This window comes from Salidesulfovibrio brasiliensis JCM 12178 (genome assembly GCF_001311825.1).
Classification (GTDB): domain Bacteria; phylum Desulfobacterota; class Desulfovibrionia; order Desulfovibrionales; family Desulfovibrionaceae; genus Pseudodesulfovibrio; species Pseudodesulfovibrio brasiliensis.
In genome coordinates this window covers 12,972-33,351 of record NZ_BBCB01000031.1, presented here as the reverse complement: position 1 = coordinate 33,351, position 20,380 = coordinate 12,972, and the positions used below count along the sequence as shown (strand labels likewise).

Annotated in this window: 13 protein-coding genes, 1 tRNA gene and 5 pseudogenes; 12 read left to right on the top strand and 7 right to left on the bottom strand. The window is 56.3% G+C overall.

Going from position 1 to position 20,380, the window contains the following annotated elements:
- The first annotated feature begins 397 nt into the window (after nucleotides 1–397).
- The 5 genes and pseudogenes from JCM12178_RS09515 to JCM12178_RS09495 all read left to right on the top strand — a co-directional run bounded on the left by JCM12178_RS09515 (nucleotide 398) and on the right by JCM12178_RS09495 (nucleotide 5,371).
- Nucleotides 398–1,669 carry a cyclic di-GMP phosphodiesterase gene (locus JCM12178_RS09515; RefSeq protein ID WP_054650847.1) on the top strand — a complete coding sequence of 424 codons (1,272 nt, stop codon included), beginning with the start codon at nucleotides 398–400 and terminating at the stop codon, nucleotides 1,667–1,669.
- A gap of 86 nt (nucleotides 1,670–1,755) precedes the next feature.
- Complete coding sequence (locus JCM12178_RS09510) at nucleotides 1,756–2,358, top strand: TetR/AcrR family transcriptional regulator (RefSeq protein ID WP_054650845.1); 603 nt, start codon at nucleotides 1,756–1,758, stop codon at nucleotides 2,356–2,358.
- Nucleotides 2,355–2,858, top strand: a pseudogene (locus JCM12178_RS21320) (HlyD family secretion protein); the annotation flags it as partial. The gene JCM12178_RS09510 and the pseudogene JCM12178_RS21320, both read left to right, overlap by 4 nt.
- A 459-nt stretch (nucleotides 2,859–3,317) precedes the next feature.
- A pseudogene (locus JCM12178_RS09500) lies at nucleotides 3,318–4,236 on the top strand (ABC transporter ATP-binding protein).
- Nucleotides 4,233–5,371, top strand: a pseudogene (locus tag JCM12178_RS09495) (ABC transporter permease). Before JCM12178_RS09500 ends, JCM12178_RS09495 begins: the two co-directional pseudogenes overlap by 4 nt.
- Here the strand turns inward: JCM12178_RS09495 and JCM12178_RS09490 are convergent.
- The gene (locus tag JCM12178_RS09490) at nucleotides 5,318–6,373 is read right to left on the bottom strand and encodes an HD domain-containing phosphohydrolase (RefSeq protein ID WP_054650843.1); all 1,056 of its coding nucleotides are present in this window, start codon (nucleotides 6,371–6,373) and stop codon (nucleotides 5,318–5,320) included. The pseudogene JCM12178_RS09495 and the gene JCM12178_RS09490 overlap by 54 nt on opposite strands.
- Nucleotides 6,370–8,967 (bottom strand): PAS domain-containing sensor histidine kinase, encoded by a 2,598-nt coding sequence (locus JCM12178_RS09485; protein WP_172677102.1) that lies wholly within the window; start codon nucleotides 8,965–8,967, stop codon nucleotides 6,370–6,372. Before JCM12178_RS09485 ends, JCM12178_RS09490 begins: the two co-directional genes overlap by 4 nt.
- 119 nt (nucleotides 8,968–9,086) lie before the next feature.
- On the opposite strand from JCM12178_RS09485, the pseudogene JCM12178_RS20875 reads away from it, so the two are divergent.
- From JCM12178_RS20875 to JCM12178_RS09460, 6 genes and pseudogenes are all read left to right on the top strand, one after another.
- Nucleotides 9,087–9,164 (top strand): annotated as a pseudogene (locus tag JCM12178_RS20875) (alternative ribosome rescue aminoacyl-tRNA hydrolase ArfB); the annotation flags it as partial.
- An 80-nt stretch (nucleotides 9,165–9,244) separates the two neighbouring features.
- Nucleotides 9,245–9,511: a hypothetical protein gene (locus JCM12178_RS19635; RefSeq protein ID WP_245628698.1), complete on the top strand. Its 267-nt coding sequence runs from the start codon at nucleotides 9,245–9,247 to the stop codon at nucleotides 9,509–9,511.
- A gap of 230 nt (nucleotides 9,512–9,741) precedes the next feature.
- On the top strand, nucleotides 9,742–10,530 hold the full coding sequence (locus tag JCM12178_RS09475) for a substrate-binding periplasmic protein (RefSeq protein ID WP_054650839.1): 789 nt from the start codon (nucleotides 9,742–9,744) through the stop codon (nucleotides 10,528–10,530).
- The gene (locus JCM12178_RS09470; RefSeq protein ID WP_054650837.1) at nucleotides 10,530–11,015 is read left to right on the top strand and encodes a TspO/MBR family protein; all 486 of its coding nucleotides are present in this window, start codon (nucleotides 10,530–10,532) and stop codon (nucleotides 11,013–11,015) included. Before JCM12178_RS09475 ends, JCM12178_RS09470 begins: the two co-directional genes overlap by 1 nt.
- A 338-nt stretch (nucleotides 11,016–11,353) precedes the next feature.
- On the top strand, nucleotides 11,354–12,388 hold the full coding sequence (locus tag JCM12178_RS09465) for a PAS domain S-box protein (RefSeq protein WP_054650835.1): 1,035 nt from the start codon (nucleotides 11,354–11,356) through the stop codon (nucleotides 12,386–12,388).
- Nucleotides 12,358–13,131, top strand: a complete 774-nt coding sequence (locus tag JCM12178_RS09460; RefSeq protein WP_054650833.1) for a sensor domain-containing diguanylate cyclase — start codon at nucleotides 12,358–12,360, stop codon at nucleotides 13,129–13,131. The genes JCM12178_RS09465 and JCM12178_RS09460 overlap by 31 nt, the downstream gene beginning before the upstream one ends.
- Nucleotides 13,132–13,134: 3 nt before the next feature.
- On the opposite strand, the gene JCM12178_RS09455 is transcribed toward JCM12178_RS09460, so the two are convergent.
- The 3 genes from JCM12178_RS09455 to JCM12178_RS09450 all read right to left on the bottom strand — a co-directional run bounded on the left by JCM12178_RS09455 (nucleotide 13,135) and on the right by JCM12178_RS09450 (nucleotide 16,715).
- Nucleotides 13,135–15,762, bottom strand: coding sequence for a PAS domain S-box protein (locus JCM12178_RS09455; RefSeq protein WP_054650831.1), 2,628 nt, complete (start codon nucleotides 15,760–15,762; stop codon nucleotides 13,135–13,137).
- Nucleotides 15,763–16,182: 420 nt separating this feature from the next.
- Nucleotides 16,183–16,422, bottom strand: coding sequence for a DUF6538 domain-containing protein (locus JCM12178_RS20870; protein ID WP_369404495.1), 240 nt, complete (start codon nucleotides 16,420–16,422; stop codon nucleotides 16,183–16,185).
- Between the two features lie 206 nt (nucleotides 16,423–16,628).
- Nucleotides 16,629–16,715: transfer RNA gene (locus JCM12178_RS09450), tRNA-Leu, on the bottom strand.
- Nucleotides 16,716–16,877: 162 nt separating this feature from the next.
- Here JCM12178_RS09450 and JCM12178_RS09445 point away from each other — a divergent pair.
- Nucleotides 16,878–17,575: pseudogene (locus JCM12178_RS09445) on the top strand (DUF554 domain-containing protein).
- Between the two features lie 91 nt (nucleotides 17,576–17,666).
- Here JCM12178_RS09445 and JCM12178_RS09440 read toward each other — a convergent pair.
- Complete coding sequence (locus JCM12178_RS09440) at nucleotides 17,667–19,091, bottom strand: carbon starvation CstA family protein (protein WP_054650829.1); 1,425 nt, start codon at nucleotides 19,089–19,091, stop codon at nucleotides 17,667–17,669.
- A gap of 132 nt (nucleotides 19,092–19,223) precedes the next feature.
- A complete protein-coding gene (locus JCM12178_RS20865) occupies nucleotides 19,224–20,189 on the bottom strand; it encodes a GAF domain-containing sensor histidine kinase (protein WP_369404494.1) in 966 nt (321 codons plus the stop codon).
- Nucleotides 20,190–20,380 lie beyond the last annotated feature (191 nt).

The window sequence follows — 20,380 nt, the reverse complement described above, 5'->3', positions numbered from 1 at the left end:
GCGTCGCGCACGGCGGGCCAGCGGCGCGAGCAGAGCTGTGCCCCCTTGCTGCCGTCATCCAGTGACATTATGGGGTCCTCGCCAAGATCGAGCAGCGCGTTGTTGCAGATTTCAATGACGCTTCGTGCCATGATCGTCTCCTGTCCTGCCGTATGAAAACCGCTCTCCGGGACCGGACGCGGGCAGGCTCCGCGCACCGCCCGGCAGTATACCCCCGGTTTTCCTTTCCGGAAGAAAACCGCCGCCCAACGACCGAAAACGGATAAAAAAAGACTATTGACAGGGTTTTCAACCGGAGAGGCGCAACAGAAACGACACCGCTTTATAATAGCCCCTTACATCGGCTTAACATATCGTTTTCCTTGAAATGTACTGACACCTCAAGTATGTTGGGGAAATGGCGAACGTAAACATTCCAGAATACAGAATCTCCGTGGACCAATTGCGTCCCGGTGTTTTCATTCGCCTTGAAAAGACGAACTGGTTCTCCCACCCCTTTCTTTTCAGCAGCTTCAAGGTCAAGGACGAAGAGCAGATAGCGGTTCTCCGCAAGCTGGGGATCGACGAGCTGATCTGCGTGCCGGAAAAAAGCGACGTGCTGCCGCTACCGCCGAACCAGCCCGAAACCGCCCCGCCCGCCACATCGTCCGATGCCGAAGCCGCCGTGGACCGCCTCTGGTCCATCAAGAAAGAACGCACCAAGCGACTGCAGGAAAAGAAACGCCGCATCGCGGAATGCGAAGAACGCTTCGCCGATTCGCTCAAGGACTGCTCCAACATCATGAAAGGCATCGTCCGGGGCAACTCGCAGTCGGTCATCGAGGGCATGGCTTTCGTCGAAAAACTCTCGGACCGCTTCCTGCGCGACCAGGAATCCACCCTGCACCTCATGAACGTGCTGGAACCCGCCGAACGCATTTACTCCCACGACCTGAACGTGGCCATTCTCTCCATGATGGTCGGTCGGGGCGCGGGGCTGGACGGACCAAGAATGCAGACGCTCGGGATGGGCGCGCTTTTTCATGACGTGGGCAAGAGCCGCATCGAAAAGAAACTTCTGCGAAAACGCGGGAAACTGACAAAGTCCGAGCGCGAGCTGCTGGAGAGCCATCCCTCCTTTGGCGTGGACATCCTTACGGCTGTTCCGGAGTTTCCGCTCAGCGCCGTGACCGTGGTGGAACAGCACCATGAACACATGGACGGCAGCGGCTACCCCAACGGCCTGTCGGGCGACGGCGTGGACCGACTGTCGCGCATCGTCTGCATCGCCAACGCCTACGACAACCTCTGCAACCAGCCCGACCCGGACGACTCCCTGACCCCGTACCTCGCCCTCTCCTATATGTTCGGCCAGCAAAAGGCTCTGTACGACCCGGAATTCCTGGCCCTGTTCATCCGCAGCCTCGGCGTGTACCCGCCCGGCACCGTGGTACAGCTCACCAACGGCGCCATCGGCATGGTCATGTCCGTCAACCCGACCAACCAGCTGCGCCCGAGCGTGGTGCTCTACGACTCCGAAGTGCCCCGCAAGGAGGCGCTCATCGTTGAGCTGGCAGATGAACCGGACCTCAAGGTGGAAAAGAGCATCAGGCTCTCCCATCTGCCGCAGGAAATCTTCGACTACCTCAGCCCCAGAACCCGCATCAGCTACTTCGTCGACGTGGACTAGAATCGTTCTCCGCACCTTGGAGGGGGTTGACGCCTTATGCGGCATTATGTGAAAGTGAAATCACATTCACAAAATGGAGGACCATTGTGGCCAAGAGAATGTCGAGCGAGGAACGGCGGGAGCAGGCCGCCGAAGCAGCCCTGAAGCTGGCCGAGAACGGCCTTTCCGCAGTCACGCTCACGGGCGTGGCCGAAGAGATGGGCGTGGTGCCTTCGGCGCTCTACCGCCATTTCGGGAGCAAGGAAGACCTCGTCTTCGCGGTGCTCGCGCACATGCGAAAGCTCATCGAGGGCAACGTGGCAACCGCGCTGGCCGGTGCAACCGACCCGCTGGACGCGCTGCGAAGGCTCGCAAAAGCACAGGGAGAGATGCTCCACGCCCGCCCCGGCATCCTCAGCCTCATGTTTTCCGAGGAGATCACCCGCTCAGCCCCGCAGTACAGGGAGGGCGTGGAAAACACCTCCGGTCGTTTCCGGCAAATGGTCCGCGACATCATTGAAAAGGGGCAGGCCGCAGGGGTTATCCGCAGCGACGCGACCTCCAACGACCTGATGTTCGCCTTTCTTGGCACCATCCTTCCCCCGATATTTCTCAGCCATCTCACCGGCGGGGAACTGGACTTCCGCATCCAGATAGAACGCAACTGGCGGCTCTTTATGGAGTCGGCCAAGGCAGGAGACGCAGCATGACCAGAATCGCCGCCCTGCTGGGCCTCATCGTCATCCTCGCAGGCTGTTCCGAGCCTCCAGCCACATGGCAGGGCTACGTGGAGGGCGAATACGTCTACGTGGCCGCGCCCATAGGCGGCCAGCTCGAAACCCTTTCGGTCACACGCGGGCAGACCGTGCCTGAAGGCGCGCCGCTCTTCACGCTGGAACGCAGCTTCGAGGCGGCCGGGGTCGCCGAGGCCGAGGACAACCTGCGCCGTGCGGAAAACGAACTGACCAACCTTTCCAAAGGCAAACGCCCCTCGGAGTTGGCGGAGATTCAGGCCCGGCTCCGCAAGGCCCGCTCAGCCATGTTGCTTGCCGAGGCCGAATACAGGCGCAGGGAAAAGCTCTTTGAGGAATCCACCATTTCCGAAGAAGAACGCGACCGCTCGCTGACCGATTACCGCACCGCCCGCCAACAGGTGGCCCAGATCAGAGCCGAACTCGAGACCGCCAACCTCGGCGCGCGCGAGGACGAACAGAAGGCCGCCGAGGCAAACGTCAGCGCGGCCAGCGCTAAGCTTGAGCAGGCCCGCTGGACCTTTGACCAGAAGGCCCAGTCCGCCCCGGAACAGGCGTTGGTGTTCGACACCATCCGCCAGCCCGGAGAGTGGGTCCCGGCCGGAAACCCCGTGGTCTCATTGCTGCCGCCCGAAAACCGCATCGTGCGTTTCTTCGTGCCCGAACCCGTGGTGGGCACGCTCCGCCCGGACATGCAAGTGACCGTGACCTATGACGGCGCAACCGCCCCCATCCCGGCGCGCATCACCTACATTTCGCCCGAGGCCGAATACACGCCCCCGGTCATCTACTCCAGCTCCACCCGCTACAAGCTGGTCTTTCGCGTGGAGCTGCGCCAGTCGAATCAGGTGACGCCCTGCGGCTCAATCCGGGACAGCCCGTGGACGTCATCCCCCCGAAGCATACGGAGCATGGCAATGGCTGACGAAGCGGTCATCGACGTCTCGGGCGTGACCAAGTCCTTTGGCGACCGCACGGTGGTCAAGGATGTGGACATGCACGTGAACCGGGGCGAGATTTACGGCTTTCTCGGTCCTAACGGCTCGGGCAAGACCACCTTCATCCGCATGCTCTGCGGCCTTCTGGAACCCGACGCGGGACAAGGCACCTGCCTCGGCTACGACATCCGCACCGAAGGCGACCGCATCAAGCCGCACGTGGGCTACATGGCCCAGAAGTTCAGCCTCTACGAAGACCTGACGGTACGGGAAAATCTCGAATTCACGGCCCGCGCCTACGGCATCCGCAACCGCCGCGCACGGGTGGAGCACATGATGGAATCCATGGGCCTCGGCCGCTTCGAGAAGATTCTCGCGGGCGGCTGTCCGGTGGCTGGAAGCAACGGCTGGCGCTTGGCGCGTGCATCCTGCACGAGCCAAAGCTGCTCCTGCTCGACGAGCCCACCGCAGGGGTTGACCCCGGCGCCCGGCGCGACTTCTGGGACGAGGTCCACCGCCTCGCAGCCGAAGAAGGCGTCACCGCGCTCATCAGCACCCACTACATGGACGAGGCCGAACGCTGCCACCGGCTGGCCTACATCGCCTACGGCGATCTGTTGGTGCGCGGCACGGTCCACGACATCGTGGAAAGCTCCGCCCTGACCACATGGCGCATCCGGGCCCCGAGCTGCACGCCATCTCAAAGAAGCTCAAGACGTTGCCCGGCGTTGAGCAGGCCGCAGCCTTCGGCAACGACCTCCATGTCTCCGGCCGAAATGTCGACCAGCTTGCCCGGAGCGTTCGCGACACCATCGGACCGGAGCACAGGGCCGAGGAAGTGGAGACCTCGCTGGAGGAGGTGTTCATCGACCTCATGCGCAGGAGCCAGACGACATGAGCCTGAACCTTTTCAGCTTCAGCCGGTTCGCGGCCATGACCGCCAAGGAATTCGTGCAGATGCGGCGCGACCGTCTGACCTTCGCCATGATGATCGGCATTCCCCTGATCCAGCTCATCCTGTTCGCTACGCCATCAACTCCGACCCGCGACACCTGCCCACCGCCATCCTCGACGCCGACCACTCGCCCTACTCCCGGTCCATCGTGGCGGCCATGCAGACCAGCAGCTACTTTGACGTGGACACCATGCTCACAAGCCGCGCCGAGGCGGACGAGGCCCTGCGGCTGGGGCAGGAGCAGTTCGTCCTGACCATACCCCAGAACTTCGGACGCAAGCTCATGCGCGGAGAGCAACCGGTGCTGCTCATCGAGGCGGACGCCACCGACCCGTCAGCCACGGCCGGGGCCATCGCCGCCCTCCGGGAGATAACCACCTCGGCCATCCGACGCGACCTTCAGGGCGCATTCAGCAGCCTCATCCCAGAGCCCGCGCCTGTGGACCTTCGCATCCACCGCAACTACAACCCCGAAATCAAGACACAATACAATATCGTGCCGGGCCTCATGGGCGTCATCCTGACCCTGACGCTGGTCATGATAACCTCGCTGGCAATCACCAAGGAACGTGAGCGCGGCACCATGGAAAACCTGCTGACCACCCCCATCCGGCCGCTGGAGGTCATGCTCGGCAAGATCGTGCCGTATATTTTTGTGGGATACGTGCAGATGACCCTGATAATGGTGGCCGCCAAATTCCTGTTCGGCGTGCCGTTTCAGGGCAGTGTCGTGCTGGTGTTTTTGCTTTCGGTGGTCTTTATCGCCGCCAACCTCACCGTTGGCGTGACCATCTCCACCGTGGCCCGGAACCAGCTTCAGGCCGTACAGCTCTCCATATTCTTCTTCCTGCCGTCGCTTCTGCTCTCGGGGTTCATGTTCCCGTTCAGAGGGATGCCGGTCTGGGCCCAGACCATCGGATCGGTGCTGCCGCTGACCCACTACCTGCGAATGGTGCGCGGCATCCTGCTCAAAGGGATCGGACCGGTGGACGCGCTGCACCACGTCTGGCCCGTTGCGCTATTCCTACTGGCCGTCCTCGCCGTGGGGCTCAAGCGCTTCCGGCGCACGCTCGACTGACTGGTCAGCATCGTCCTGCTCAAGGCGATACCCCTTGTGACGAAAGAGCGCATGACAGGCATCCACGCAGTCAGACTGATAGAGAGTGCCGCGCCCTTCCTGCACGGTCTCCAGCGCGGCATCAAGCCCCAGCGCGGGGCGATAGGGCCGGTGGAAGGCCATGGCGTCCACCGTATCGGCCACGGCGATTATGCGCGCCTCCTGACAGATGGCTTGACCCGAGAGCCCCAGAGGATACCCGGACCCGTCCAGCCGTTCATGGTGTTGCGCGACGATGTCGGCGATGGGCCACGGAAAGTCCACGTGCCGCAGGGTCTGTTCGCCTTTTGACGGATGCTCGCGGATAATGGCCATCTCCGCTTCGGTGAGCTTGCCGGGCTTGTTGAGGATGCTGAAAGGAACGCCTATCTTACCGATGTCATGAACCATTGCGGCGAGGTACAGCCCTTTGGCCGCTTCGCCGTTGATGCCCATCTCGCCAGCCAAGGCAACAGCCAGCCGGGCCACGCGCCATTGGTGGCCGCAGGTATACGGGTCGCGCGTTTCCACGAGATCAGTGAAAGCCCGGACCATGCCCTCCATGGCCTTCTGCGTTCGCCGCAGGGTTTCCAGCTCCTTCTCGTTTTCACGCAGAGCCCTGTACCGCAGCGCTTCCCGCACGGCATCACGGATGTCATCGCCTTCAAATGGCTTTGCAAGAAAACGAAATATCCCACCGCTGTTCACCGCATCCACAGCGGCCTGCAGATCGGCATAGCCGGTCATCAACACGCGCATACAGTCCGGCTGCTGGGCCCGCGCCCGGCGCAGCAGCTCGATGCCGTTCATGCCGGGCATCTTGAGGTCGGTCACGAGCACGGCGAACTGTTCGGATTCAAGCCGCTTGAGGGCTTTGACGGGATCGGTCTCGGTATGCACGTCACACCCAAGCGGTCGCAAGGCGCGCACAAGGGCCTTCAGGAGGTTGGCTTCATCATCGACGAGCAGAACGGGACTTTTCACATGTCCTCCTGACGGCGCACCGGCAGGCGCACCGTGAAGGTTGTCCCTTCTCCGGGAGTGCTTTCAAGGTCGATGGTACCGCCGTGGCGCACCACGATGACGTTTCGCGCGATGGCGAGCCCCTGCCCGGTGCCGCGTCCCACATCCTTGGTGGTGAAAAATGGATCGAACACGCGCTGCGCCACTTCTTCGGGCATACCACGGCCGTTGTCCCGGACCTGCATGACCACATGACCGTCCTCGCTGCGTGTGCTGATTGCAATACGCCCCTCTTCCGCATCCAGCCCCTTTTCCTCAATGGCATGTGCCGCATTGATGATCATGTTCAGCACCACCTGATTCAGCTCGCTGGCAAGACCGTGGACAAGCGGCAGGTTTTCGTCAAAATCTTTCTCAATTTCAGCAACATACTTCCATTCGTTTCGCGTGACCATGACCGTGTTGCGAATATTCTCGTTGAGGTCGAGAGGCTGCATTTCGTCCCCGCCAGGATGGGAGAACTCCTTGACCGAACGCACAATCTCGGCCACGCGCTCCACCCCCTCAACGGACTGGCTCACGGCCGAAGGGATTTCCTCGTACAGGAACTCCAGATCCACTTCACCGGCCACGCGGCGGACTGTTTCAAGGGCCTGATGCGCCTTGTCGGAATCAAGCGACTCCAACTTCCCCACAGCAGCGTCCAGCACCTTTCGGAAGTCGCCGAACGCATCCGACAGGTAGCGAAGGTTGTCGCCCACATACTGGATCGGGGTGTTGATCTCGTGGGCGATGCCGGCAGCGAGCTGGCCGATGGATTCCAGCTTCTGGGCCTGCCGCAACTGCGTTTCAAGTTCGATCCGTTCGGAGATGTCGCGCGCCACGGCAACAAAGTTCACGATGTTCCCGCGCTCGTCCTTGACCGGCCCAACCGTTGTGTCCTGATCGTACACCTTGCCGTCCTTGCGCTTATTGCGAAAATGTCCGGTCCAGACATTCCCGGCAAGGATGGTTTCCCAGAACTCGCGGTAAAATTCCTTATCCTGCTCGCCGCTTTGCAGGACACTTGGGGACTGCCCCACGACCTCCTTGGCGGAATATCCGGTCACACGCTCGAAAGCCGGATTGACATACTCGATGGTACCTTCGGTATCCGTGATGATGACCGTCTCCGCAGCCTGCTCCACGGCCGCTGCCAGACGACGGTTGCGGGCCTCGGCGCGCTTGGTGGCCGTGATGTCGGTGAGGGTGGCCACAATGCCGACCATTTCGCCATCGGAATTCCGCATGGCTACGGCCTGCCCAACGACCCAACGCTCTCCCCTGCCCTCCGCCGCCAGCCGGAACTCCACCTGAGTGTCACGGCTCTGGGTAACGCCCCCGATCCACGCATTGCGCACATTGGCGCGATCATCGGGATGCACCACACGGGTCCAGCCGCTCCCGAGCAACTCGATGAGCGAACACCCGGCCATGGAGAGGAAGCGGTCATTGGCATAGGCTGGATTGCCATGCAGGTCGGTAATCAGGATGCCCACCGGTGATGCGGCCGCGATGCTGCGGAAGCGTTGCTCGCTTTCCTTTCGAGCCGCTTCGGCCCGCTTCATCGCACTGATGTCGTTACCAACGGCCAGCACCTCATCCAGTTTGCCATCCTCGTTCGGGAGCGGGCTGAAGGTCCAGGCCAGCCAACTGTTGTCCAGACAGTCGGGGCACTCCATCTCAAGACTCATGCTCGCCGAACCGCTCGTGGCGAGATGGGAAAGCATGGAGCGAAACTCCTGTCGCGCCTTATCCGTGTCGGGAAGAATATTGCCGTACACGCTCCTGCCCACGGCCTCACCGGAATCAATACGGAAGAATATCGTGGCAAACTGGTTCAGGAACAGGATGGTCCCGTCAGGCTTGATGCGCACGATGACGCTGCCGCTTCCCTGCACCAGCCGCCGATACCCCTCCTCGCTTCGCCGAAGCTCTTCAAGCACCGGCTCGCCGAGGCGGAAAAAGGCAAACAGCCCCAGCAGGCCGACGGCAAAGCCGGACAGAATCGCCACGCCTCCTGCCTTCATGAGCGGCGCACGCACAATGGACAGGTCTGTTTTGGCGACAATGCCGAGCTCAACGTCATCCACCATCATGAGCGGACGGAATCCGGCCATGACTTCATTGCCCGCATAGTCCTTGCCAACCACCACGCCGCGCTCCCCCATCAATGCTCGCACCATGGGTTCGGCCAGTTTGAGCTCAAGCGGCATGCGGGAAAGCTCCTGCTCGTTCGAACGGACAAGGCGACCGTCAACAACCAAAAAGCGCACGGACTGCCCTTCGCGCCGTGCAATGGTGAATTCCACGGCGTCGCTCTGTATCTTGGACTGGGAAAAAGCCACCTGACTTAACGTGGCGTCAAGCGCCACATCGGTCCCGATGAACCCCTTGTTGGAGCGATACATCTCCTGAAACATGACGGCCTGATTCTGCACCAGCCGCCACAACCATTCCCGCTGTTGCGACACGGAAAACCTGTACAGAATCACGAAGGCGATAATCGCCACCGCCATGGTTGTCACGGCGACGACTCCGCCCAGAAGCCACACTCGTCGTTGGGTCAGTTCCATTATTCCCCCGATAATGAAACGATCATGCACCTTTTTCCCAGCCGTTTCCATGATAAAGACCATCAAAAGGAACCGTTGACGATCGAAACGCCATAATGCAGGTTACGCATGGATAAACCATGACCATTACAATAAACGACAGACTCGATATCCCGCTTTCGGAGCTGCGGTTCACTTTTTCCCGCGCATCCGGCCCCGGCGGGCAGCATGTAAACACGGCCGACACCAAGGTCACGCTCATTTTCGACGTCGAAGCTCGCCTTCGCTCAATGAAACCATGCGAAAGCGCATTCGGCACAAGCTCGCCAATCGCATCGGCGCCGACGGAACCCTCAAGCTCTCCTGCGACAGCGAACGCAGCCGCACCCGCAACCGGGACATCGTCATCCGGCGTTTCGCGGAGATGCTCAGGCACGCCCTCGTCAAGCCGAAACGACGCCGACCGACCCGGCCCACAAAAAACTCCATAAAACGCAGGCTTGCCACAAAGAAACAGCGGGGCAACACCAAGAAGACCCGCAAGAAGCCGGGGCTGGACGAGTGAGCACATGAGACGCGACCGTTTATAATAATCCAATCACATACAGCCTTTGCTATGATAGTGCCCAACCGTAAGCAACGCCGTCCTCGGCAACGGAGACGGTTCTCTTTTGTGGGCGTAATTGGCGAAATGAACTGTGCCGCGCCGGACTGCGCCTGAAAACGGGGGCACAGATATGAAGGCATCTGGAAAAAATGAGCATCCTGATAGTATGAAATAGAGAAGCTGAAGCCATGAAATCGACCATTCACACACCTGCATGCGTATTGAGCACCATGCTGGCGACCGCCCTTCTGCTGGCGGCGCTGACGACTGTTTCGTTGGCGGCTGGTCCGCCGATGCGAATCGCATTTCCGGAATACGACCCATTTTTCTCGCGAAACGAGCACGGCGAGATGACAGGATTCTTCCACGACATCGTCATGACAGCACTGGCCCGTATCGGCGTAAGCGCCACATGGAAGCAGTGTCCATGGAAACGCTGTCAGCAGAACGTCGCCCACGGCGATGCGGACGCCATGATAACCGTGCCTACCAAAGAGCGGTTACAGTACTGCGTCACGCACGAGGATCCATTTTATACCAAGGAAATGAAGGTTTTCACCTACAAAGGGCACCCGAAAATCGCAGTAATCCGAAAAATGCAGACGATAAACGACATCCTGAAAAACGATCTGTCCGTCATCACGTACATCGGCAACGGGTGGAACAGGACGCACATACAGGACAAGGGCATCAAGACGTATGAAACGCCATACCTTGAGAACGTCTGGACCATGCTTGCCAACCAGCGGGGCGATCTGGCCATTGAATGGCCCTACTCCGCTTGGAAGCACATCCGAAAAACCGGCGTAGGCAAAGACCTCGAGGAAACCGAGGTCGTACTCGACGCCATGGAGTTCCACCTTATGGTCGGCAAGCGCTCGCCCTTTGCCCGAATACTTCCCCGGTTCAATAAGACCATTGCGCAAATGAAGCAGAACGGTGAAATCGACGCCATCATCAAAAAACATGTACGCTGATGGATTCACGACACAGGCGTAAATCAAAAGGCGTTGCTCTGCTCACGGGCCTCGCACTCGCACACGTTCTGGCCGGTTCCATGGCGGGCGCATTCTTTCCGCCCGGCCCTTGGGTCGAACAACTGGTCAAACCCGCGTTCTATCCGCCCAACTGGGCCTTCCCGGTCGTCTGGACAGCTCTTTACGCCCTGATGGGCATCTCCCTCGGCCTGATCCTTCAGTCCCCAAAGCGGACGCGCACCGCTGCCATTACGTTTCATGCGACCCAACTGGCGGTGAACCTCTCATTCACACCGCTCATGTTCGGCCTGAAGAGCACCTTTCTCGGCATGCTCGTCACGGCAACTCTGCTCCCGCTGGTGATCCTGACCATCCTCGCATTCCGCAGCCACTCGACCCTCGCTGCCTGGCTCCAGATTCCCTACGCGCTCTGGACCACTTTTGCCCTGATGCTTGCCACCAGTCTGTGGCAACTCAACGGCTAAAACACTTACTTACGCCCCCCGGACACAAAAAAGCGCTACGGCCTGTCAGCCATAGCGCTTATATTATCTCTGGTACCGAGGGAGAGACTCAGCTTTCCCTCAAGAACAAAGCCCTGCTAAGTTAATGTTTTTTATGAGCTTTCGCTTTAGGTCTGTTTTTTTAAATTGGTTCTTGACCCACCGGTTTGACCCACCCCGAAAGTGCATAATGGCAGGCTTGTTATTATTAATATCCCTAGCTGAGCTTCGCAAGCAAGGGCTTCTCGCTTAGGCAACCATTTATAAAAACGCATCTTTCTTTGACATCTAAAAGGAGTACAAATTAAGTTTGTAAACGAATGCTCGACGAAATCAAGGTAGGTTTATTCATGAATAGCCACTTCATTCATACTCTTGATCAGGCTTTGTCCCATATCAAAGAACTTGAAACGGAAAACGCTGATCTACGAAAACAATTGAATTCAGTTTATGAGAAAGAGCATCTGCGGCTCTTTTTTGACCTTGGACTAGTGGGAATGACCCTTACCTCACTAGAAAAAGGCTGGTTGCTTGTGAACCAGCGCCTCTGTGAGATGCTCGGTTATACCCGGGAAGAAATGCTCACCAAAACATGGGCAGACCTTACTCACCCGGACGACCTTGAAGAGGATATACGGCTTTTTGAGTCCGTACTGTCCGGAAAGCGCGACGGTTATCAACTCGACAAACGATATGTCCGTAAGGATGGTACGACTTTTCACGCGAGAATTGACGTTAAGTGTGTGCGAAATGAGCACGGACAACCGGATAAATTCATAGGTATGATTGCCGATATTTCAGACCTCATGAACACCCAGCGTCAGCTCGAAGAAAATAAAAAAAGACTGGATCTTGCCATAGACGGTGCTGAAATGGGTTTATGGGACTGGAATGTGCTTACAGGAGAAACTTTCTTCAATGATCGCTGGTACGATATTACAGGCTACGAACCCGATGAACTCGAAAACAAGGTAGCCTCATGGGAGGCTGTCATACATCCCGAGGACGTTGAAGCTGTGGGGGGCGTTCTCAGAGCTCACCTAAAAGGGCTGACACCTATATTTAGAAGTGAACACAGAATTATCAAAAAAGATGGAGAGGTGGCTTGGGTTCAGGATGTTGGTAGGGTCTTTGAGCACGATGGAGAAAAAGCACCGTCAAGAGCTGTGGGCATGACTCTTGATGTAACGCCACAGAAAATGGCGGAACAGGCTCTTGAAAGACGTGAAGCTCTCATCACCGGGATGAGTGAAGCCTCCCACGACGCACTCATAATGATTGATGACCACGGCCTGATTTCCTTCTGGAGTCAGGCGCCGAGGACATGTTCGGCTGGCTTTCAGGGGAAGTCATAGGGCGAGAACTGCATGACCTCATTGCTCCGCCCCAAGATGCGGACGAAGCCCATAAAGGGATAAAGCATTTTTCCGAAACGGGTGAAGGGCCTGTGGTGGGAAGCATCATGGAGTTTGAAGCCCGACACAAAAACGGTCGTATCTTCCCGGTTGAGCGAACCGTCTCGGCGTTTAATGTGGGTGGCCGTTGGTACGCTGTTGGCACATTACGCGACATTACAGAGCGCAACGAGAACAAACGCAAGCTGCTTGAAATGGCCCGAAAAGACCCCCTTACAGGTTTGTTTAACCGAAGGTATTTCAATGAGGTTGGAGAAAAGGAATATGCACGAACCTTGCGTTACGATCATGACATCTCTGTTCTGATGCTTGACCTTGACCACTTCAAAAATGTCAACGACACATACGGACATGATGTCGGGGACTTGGTGCTGCGACATCTCTCCAAAGTGATGGTCATGACGACACGCGAGACCGATATTTTGGGCCGATATGGTGGGGAAGAATTTATCGTACTGATGCCGGAGACAAGCGAAATGGATGCGCTGAAAGGGGCCGAACGACTCAGGATAGCAATTGAAGCCCATCCCACACATTATGACGATGGCGAAGTGCATCACACAGCCAGCCTCGGGCTCGCATCCCTTAGGCAGGGCGAATCATTAGAGGCTATGATCAAAAGAGCCGACGAAGCTCTTTACAACGCCAAGCGTACCGGCCGGAACAAAGTGTCTGTAAAATGATTTTTATTGATTTATTTTAAGAGCTTCAGAGACAATCAAGTTCAATTCATCTACTTCGACAGGTTTCGCCAAGTAACCATTCATGCCAGCATTTAGGAAGCTCTCTTTGTCCCCAGACATGGCGAAAGCCGTAAGGGCTACTATTGGTATCAAAGAATTACGTTTGCCAGCCTTGCCAGATCGAATAGCCTCAGCGGCTTCAACTCCATCCATTATGGGCATTTGTATATCCATCAAGACAAGGTCGTAAGGACTCTTGCTCAGCTCCTTTAACGCCTCCGCACCATTCTCCACAGAGGTTACCTTATACCCTGCTTTCTTAAGAATTGTTTGCAGGGCGGTTCTGTTCACCATTTCATCTTCAGCAACAAGAATGGAATGAGGGCATGGCTCGTGGCAAAACTCGGAAGCTCGTTTCTGAGTGGCTACACTTTCATCCTCATCAATCGTAAATGGTAGGCAAAAATGAAACTCGGTTCCCTTTCCAAGTTCACTTACTACTGCGACGCTGCCCCCCATTAAGGTAACGAGTTGACGCACAATAGACAAACCAAGACCGGCTCCCTGATAAGCTCGCTTGTACCCTTCATCTGCTTGTGTGAATGGTTCAAAGAGTTGGTCTAGTTTCGTCTCATCAATCCCTATACCTGTGTCGGATACAGAGAATAGAATTCTTTGAATATTTTTTCCCTTGTGAGGAAGTGGGGACGCTTCACACCGGATTGAGCCCGACTCGGTAAATTTGACCGCATTTCCAATCAGGTTGTTCAGAATTTGTTGAACTCTGGTCTGATCGCCAATCAATTTCTGAGAAAGTGAAGAGTGAATGTTAAAAGAAATATTCACACCTTTTTGTCTACAAACAGGACCGAATAATTGTTCAGCCAGTTCGAAAGTCTCGCTTAGCTCGAAAGACTTTTCAATGATATTGAGCTTTCCTGCCTCGATTTTTGTCAAATCTAAAATATCACCTAGAAGGTTTGTCAATCGCTTAGCTGAATCGATTGCTAAAGAAACATACCCTTCCTGCTCTTCGTTCAAATCTGTTGTTTTGAGAAGTTGGTGCATTCCCATAATGCCATTAAGAGGTGTTCTTAACTCATGGCTCATATTGGCAAGAAACATGGACTTGGCATGGTTAGCCAGCTCAGCTTCTTCCTTGGCTTTGATGAGTCCCTCTTGGTAAGCTCTTTCTGACGAAATGTCTCGGAACACACAGTGCGTCTGTCTAAAAGAGCCATCCGGTTCTTTGCCAATCTTCCCTGTAAATGAGACAAGAACAAAGTCACCATCCTTCTTTCTCATTTCAAACTCTACACCAAGCACCTCACCCACTGCTTTGAATCTGGGAAAGTTCTCTTGAAAATGCTCTTTCCAATCAGGATGTAGAAACTCAGAGAAGTTTTTCCCTATCAATTCCGTAGGTTCATATCCTAGAGTGTCACAAAATACTTTGTTTACCGTAATGAAGTTACCGTGAGCATCCAATGATTGATATGGCATTGGTGCATCGTCGAACAACATGCGAAACATCTGTTCGCTTTCTTCAAGCCTTTTCTCAGCATTTTTCTTTTCGGTGATATCTGTATGAGCACCAACCACCTTAATTGGCTTTCCTTCTGCATCACGCAGAACGACTTTACCCCTTGTGTAAATCCACCTGTAAGAACCGTCTTTGGCTTTAAGCCTTAATTCAGCTTCATACTTACCGCTTGTACCGTTCAAATAAGAACTGAATGAGTCATCAAACAGTTTCCGGTCCTCAGGATGAATATTGTGGTTACAAAAACAGCCGAATGAAGGGACCTCATCTTTGGTAAACCCAAGCATGGTTGCCCATCTGTCGGAACAATCGAACTCACCGGTAACAAGGTCATACTCCCAGATACCATCATTTGTTGCCTCTAGGGCTTGCTGAAGCTTTTCTTCACTCTGAATTGCTTGCTGATGAATTGAATTGCTTACCTCAACATTAGCAAGCCACAAATCCAACTCGCCGCCTTTCTGGGGCTTTGAAAAATACACATCCGGAGGCACAAAATATATATTGTTTTTAAATATTTTTTTCCCATAAACCATCATGGGATGAGACTGGACAGCAGCTCTTAGGACTTTTTCTGAGTATCTGTTCTTGTCGTAAACACACAATGACATAAAAGGATGGTCTGGAAACAGTTTTCCGTTGATAATGTTTTCATAGTAAACAATTTTGTCTTCGAGGCCATTCCCACCAAGGCAAAACGTTGCTTCGCCTACTGCTCGTACATTTTCGTACCCCTTTACAACAGCAGAATTAGTGAACTTTATCCAACCCTCCATAGTTTCATTCGGAATGAATCCATCACCTGTGGAATAATGCTGTGTAACATCTATTAGCAAAAGACTGCCATCATCGATGTTATTCTGAGGCGACAAACCGAGTTCTTTCAAGTCCTGAAGTACAAGTTCATGGGAATACGCATCAGTCGCCATAATGCAACAATCATTTGATGAAAGACCATCAGCGATGAACCTTGCGGCAACATATCTATAGTCTTCAATATCCTCATACATCATGAGGATATGCTTTTTTTCCTTCATATATCCGAGAAATTCTTGCTCAAAAACGCTGATATCAGTCAAGTCTTCCATGGGTTCTCCCCAACGATGGCGGTTAATATTAGTACTGTATCAGTATACCTTTTTTTTTGGCAAAAGATCTTAAAAAGCGCCCTTTCTTTGAATCAGTACCGCAACAATTCATGAGGTACAGATCCAGTAGCACACGGTCAGGATTCATCCCCGCACATTCCCCGAATAACATTTAAGTTTTTTTCTATGCATTCCAACGCAATGCACAGCATTTCAATTTTGGATGAACCATTTAACTAGGCCGGATTAGATCTTCCGAACGACGAATGAGGAAATTCCAGTGGCCACTAGATGAAGGATACAATGCTTGGCAATCCAAGGAAGCATTTTGGGGGTTAACAGCCAAGACTGGACATTCTTGGAGTATAGATTGGTGACACCACTAGGCGAGAGGCACACACCAGCACCTTGGACTTTTTTTCAAACGGAAGAATCTCTGTCATCCGGCTCAAGCAAAGCCATCAACAGTTGATTCATTCTTGCTCGAATCTCAACGTAATTCATTGAAGCATTTTCCACTAACTCTTTGAGACGCACGGAAAGCCTTATTGCCAAATAGCTCGCAGTGCATCTGTATGCGGTTCGTAAACTTATCCGAATCTCTGGTCTTCGTAGTCTTAGTCTTAAGCTTTCCGCAAAGGCATGTCGAAAACAGAACACCCATTTTTTAGTAAAGGTAGGAAGGCCTTTGGCTGTCTTTTCCTTGGAGAAGTCTTTTGAGCAACTTTGGTCATGTTATCACACTCATGAAGGTTTTGACCCACCACTTTGACCCAAAAAGGTCAAAGTGGATGCAAAAGCTCATCCTATCAGGCTGTAATAATAAAAGCGCTACGGCCTGTCAGCCATAGCGCTTATATTATCTCTGGTACCGAGGGAGAGACTCGAACTCTCAAGGGCCGAAGCCCGGCGGATTTTGAGTCCGCTGCGTCTACCAATTCCGCCACCCCGGCACGGGAAGTGGGTATTCATAGGCAAGAGAGGGCATGACTGTCAATAATTGTCTGTTAAGGCGTACAAAAAGGTGCGGGGGTATCGGGACTCTCGGGCTTGACTCCGGACCGGTGCCGGGACTACCGTTTTTGCCCCGTCACCGTTAACCACAGGATACCGCAATGATCCCGACCGGTTCGCTCGTCAATGCCGCAGCAATCATCGCAGGCTCGCTCATCGGATGCATGCTCCACAGCAGGTTCCCCGAGAGAATCCGGACCATCGTCTTTCAGGGTCTCGGCCTCTGCGTGCTGCTCATCGGTTTCAAGATGGCCTTCAAGGCGCAAGACATCCTCGTGGTCCTCTTCAGCATCCTGCTTGGCGGCATCATCGGCGAACTCATCCGGCTCGATACCCTGTTCGAACGCCTCGGCAACCGCCTGAAACAGGTCATCGGCTCGTCCAATCCCAAGTTCACCGAAGGCCTCATCACCGCCTCGCTCATCTTCTGCATCGGGGCCATGGCCATTGTCGGCTCCATCGAGGAAGGCATCCGAAACAACCCCACCATCCTCTATACCAAGTCCATCCTCGACGGCTTCGCCAGCGTGGCGCTGGCCTCGTCCTTCGGCACCGGGGTGCTGTTCTCGGCCATTCCGGTCCTCATTTATCAGGCACCATCACCATCGGCTCCAGCTTCCTGCAGGACTTCCTCTCGCCGCAACTGATCGACCAGCTTTCGGCAACCGGGGGCCTGCTCATTGCCGGAATCGGCATCATCCTTCTGGAAATCAAGGAAATCCGGCTGGCAAACCTGCTTCCGTCGCTGGCGCTCGTCCCCATACTCACCGTTCTGGCCGACTGGTTCAAGACACTCTAGAACGTCATCTTTCGCAAACGGCAAATGGCCCGCTCCATGTGGAGCGGGCCATTTTTCGAGGGAGAGGGGTCTTATATGCTATTCAGCCGGACTATGCGGAAGCCTCGGCCACGGGCTTTCTGCCAATGACGAACTTGACCATGAAGACGCCGAAGGCGATGGCCGCGCCGACGATGCCAGCGATGACCGCCACGTCATAGCTCATGTTGAAGCCGATCTTGGCGTTGACGATGAAGGTCACGCACACGGCGGTCATGAAGGTCGCGGGGACCGAGGCGATCCAGTGCAGCTTGGCGCGCTGCGCGAGATAGACGGCTGCGGTCCAGAGCACCATGGAGCTCAGGCACTGGTTGGCAAAACCGAAGTAGCGCCAGATGGTGGAGAAGTCCTGCGTGGAGATGACGTAGCCGATCACGAAGAGCGGCACGGCGATGGCGAGACGCTTTGCAACGCCCTCCTGCTTGACCTTGAAGGTCTCGGCAACGATGAGGCGGGTGGAGCGGAACGCGGTGTCGCCGCTGGTGATGGGCAGAACGATAACGGCTGCAATGGCCAATGCGCCGCCCACGCTGCCGAGCAGAGTGTGAGAAACTTCGGCCACCACCGCTGCGGGGCTGCCTGCGGAAACCACCGCGGCCAGCGCCTCGGGCGAATTGTAGAAGGACAGGCCGAGGGTACACCAGATCAGGCCGATGATGCCTTCGATAATCATGGCGCCGTAGAACACGGAGCGGCCCTGACGCTCATCGGTCACGCAGCGGGCCATGAGGGGTGACTGCGTGGAGTGGAAGCCGGAGATGGCCCCGCAGGAGAGCGTGATGAACAGCAGCGGCCACAGCGGCTTGTCGCCGGGGTGTACGTTGGCCATGACGTCGACGTTGGGCAGCAGCTCATAGCCTCCGGCCAGCAGGGCGATGAGCAGGCTGACGGTCATGGTCAGCAGCAGTGCGCCGAGCAGCGGGTAGATGCGACCGATGATCTTGTCGATGGGCAGGATGGTGGCGAGGAAATAGTAGCCGAAGATGGCGGCGACCAGCAGGCCGGTGCTCACGCCGGTAAGGTCGTTGAGCAGCTTGGCCGGGCTGAGCACAAAGACCACGCCCACCAGCATCAGCAGCACGAAGGAGAAGACGCGCATGACCTGCCGCGCGGACATGCCGAGGTACTCGCCCACCACTTCGGGGATGGACGCGCCCTTGTTGCGCAGGGAGAGCATGCCGCTGAAGTAGTCGTGCACGGCACCGGCGAAGATGCAGCCCACCACGATCCAGACCATGGCTGCCGGGCCGTAGAGTGCGCCGAGGATGGGGCCGAAGATGGGGCCGATGCCCGCGATGTCCAGAACCTGAATGAAGATCAGCTTCCATTTGGGCATGGGCATGTAGTCGATGCCGTCCTGCATCGAGATGGCCGGGGTGACGCGGTTTCCGTCCGGGGCGAAAATCCGGTCCACGACCTTTCCGTAGACAAAGTAGCCTGCGATGAGCAGCGCGATACAACCGAAGAAAAATGACACGATAATCCTCCAAAAAAGCTTTTCCGCTGTGCGGTCAAACCCTCTTAGAGGAACCGGGCCGCGCATTTCCACGCTTTCCGGCTGAAGCGTCTTTTCCGGCGTCTGAATGAACGGATCGAATGATCCAGCGGATCAGGAACGGTCGGGAATACGCAGCAGGATGCTCGTCCCCTCGCCCGGGGCGCTGCGAATCTCCGGGCTGTATTGCGGGCCGTAGATGTGCTCTAGGCGACTCAGGCAGTTGCGCATGCCGATGCCGTCATGCCGCGACCCCACGCACTCTCTGGAGAGCACTTTTTCAAGGGTCTTCTCGTCCATGCCCACCCCGTCATCGGCCACGGTCACGGCAAGGCAGTCGTCCTCGCGCACCGCGCTGAGGCGCACATGCCCACCCCGCTTGCGCGCCAACAGGCCATGGCGGATGGAGTTCTCCACCAGAGGCTGGATGATAAGCGGCGGTATGGGCCACGCACCACACTCCTCGTCGATGTCCATGTCCACCACGATGCGGCCGCCGAACCGGGCCTTTTCAATGGCCAGATAGGAGCGCACCTGTTCCATCTCCTCGCTCAGAGGGATGAAGCCCCGGCTGAGGTCGAGATTCCGGCGCATATACAGCGAGAGGTCCATCAGCAGTTCGCGGGCTTTTTCCGCGTTGGAGCGGCAGAACGAGGTGATGGTGTTCAGGGAGTTGAACAGAAAATGCGGGTTGATCTGGGCCTGAAGACGACGGATCTCGGCATGGGCGAGCATCTGCTCGTTGATCTGAATGTCCTCAAGCTCAAGCTGGGTTGAAAAAAGATTGCCGAGCCCCTTGGCCACCTCGAAGAGCGTGCCGTTGAGCGGGGTCTTCGCGCTGCCGTAAAACTTGAGGGTGCCGATGATCTCATCGTTTTTCATGAGCGGCACGATGACGCCCGAGGTCATGGGGCAGTCGTCATGGTTGCAGCCGATGGCCTCGGCGCTGTGCAGGAAGACCGCCCTGCCCGTGCGGAGCACCTCGCGGGTGGCGCTGGTGCGGATTTCTCGCCCGGCCAGATGGTGGTCCGCCCCGGCCCCGACATGGGCCAGCACGTTCTTTGCGTCGGTGATGGCCACAGCCGCCACGCCCACGCGGTGGTGGATGATCTCGGCGGTTGCTCGGCAGACTGCCTGCTCAGTCCCGAGCGCAGGTAGCTCACGGACATGTTGGCAATATCGAGGATGAGCTGGGCGTGCAGGGACTCGCGGCGCTCCCTGTCGCGGGAGAATATGTTGATGACCTCCACAAAAAGCGCGGCCCCGACGCT